The sequence below is a fragment of the Mycobacterium sp. NGS51 genome, assembly GCF_059812525.1.
Window position 1 is genome coordinate 1 of sequence record NZ_JCALCV010000052.1, and the last position, 1240, is coordinate 1240.

Sequence of the window (1240 nt, forward strand, 5' to 3'; positions counted from 1 at the left end):
GCTGGTTGCGCGCGGCTACCCAACGATAGCCGTACGTTTCATCATCCGGAGGGCACCGACATATTCCGCAACGGTCGGCCGCCTCGCCGCGCCTTATTGGCCGAGCGCGTTCTCCATGGCTCCGGCCAGCACGTTTACCGCCGGGCCGGCATTACCCGATTGACAGACCTTGGCCTGCAGCACAACGTTTTCCCGCAGCCGGGTTTGATTGAAGCAGCGGCGGTCGGTGCCGGCTTCCTGCTTGGTCCACGCGGCATCGGCGGCGCTCGCGGGCCCGCCGTCGAATGACCACACCTCGGTGGCCCCGTTGTCCAGGTGCATTGCCGTGGTCTGACCAGAACAACCGACGGTGCGATCCGCGACGCGGTGAAAAGCACGGCCCGCGGCGTCATTGGTGGCGAAGACGCCGACCGCCTGCTTGACGAAATGCGTCTGGTCGTCAGGCGACGTCTGGGTGGTGGCACCGTTGAACGAGGCCAGGTCCGGGTCGTTGTAGACCTCGGGCAACCCAATGTCCGCCCAGTTGTTGCACACCGGGTCGTCGACCCAGTACGCCTGGACCGGCTGGGTGAACACCGACTCGTCTCGCATCGGTCCGCCGACGATGTTGCCGACCGAGCCCTTGCCCATGACCGCGTAGTTCACTACGCCGGGGTCCGAGGGGCGGCCAGCAGCGATCGGGGCCGCTGCGATGGCCAGACCGATGCTCACCGCCGCGGCGCTGATCCGCACGAAATTCAATGCCCGGTTACACCTTGGCCGAAACGTCGATGTCGACGTTGCCTCGGGTGGCTTTCGAGTACGGGCACACCTGATGTGCCTGGTGCATCAGGTCGTCGGCCGCGTTCTGCTCCAGCCCGGGCAGGTAGCCGACGATCTTGCCGGTCAGCCCGAAGCCGCCCGCGGGGTCCTTGCCGAAGCCCACCTGGACGGTGACGTCGGTTGCGTTGTCCAACTTGACGTCGGCCTTGCCTGCGACCAGCCGCAGCGCGCCCAGGAAGCAGGCCGCGTAACCGGCGGAGAACAGCTGCTCGGGATTGGTGCCGTCGCCGCTGCCGCCCATCTCTTTCGGCGGCCGGGTGTCGAGGTCGATGCGGCCGTCTGACGACGTCACATGACCGTCGCGGCCGCCGCCAGTCGCCGTGGACTCCGTAGTGAAAACGACTTCAATACTCATGCGCTCGATCATGCCAATACCGCTCACCAAACAGAAGGCAGGGCTGCGGGTGGAGGTGCTGCG

At 66.3% G+C, this 1240-nt stretch carries 2 protein-coding genes; both read right to left on the reverse strand.

Going from position 1 to position 1240, the window contains the following annotated elements:
- Window positions 1-93: 93 nt before the first annotated feature.
- Window positions 94-732, reverse strand: a complete 639-nt coding sequence (locus tag AC5Y5W_RS24915; protein ID WP_500014139.1) for a sensor domain-containing protein — start codon at window positions 730-732, stop codon at window positions 94-96.
- 16 nt (window positions 733-748) lie between these two features.
- The gene (locus tag AC5Y5W_RS24920; protein ID WP_500014137.1) at window positions 749-1177 is read right to left on the reverse strand and encodes an organic hydroperoxide resistance protein; all 429 of its coding nucleotides are present in this window, start codon (window positions 1175-1177) and stop codon (window positions 749-751) included.
- Window positions 1178-1240: the final 63 nt, after the last annotated feature.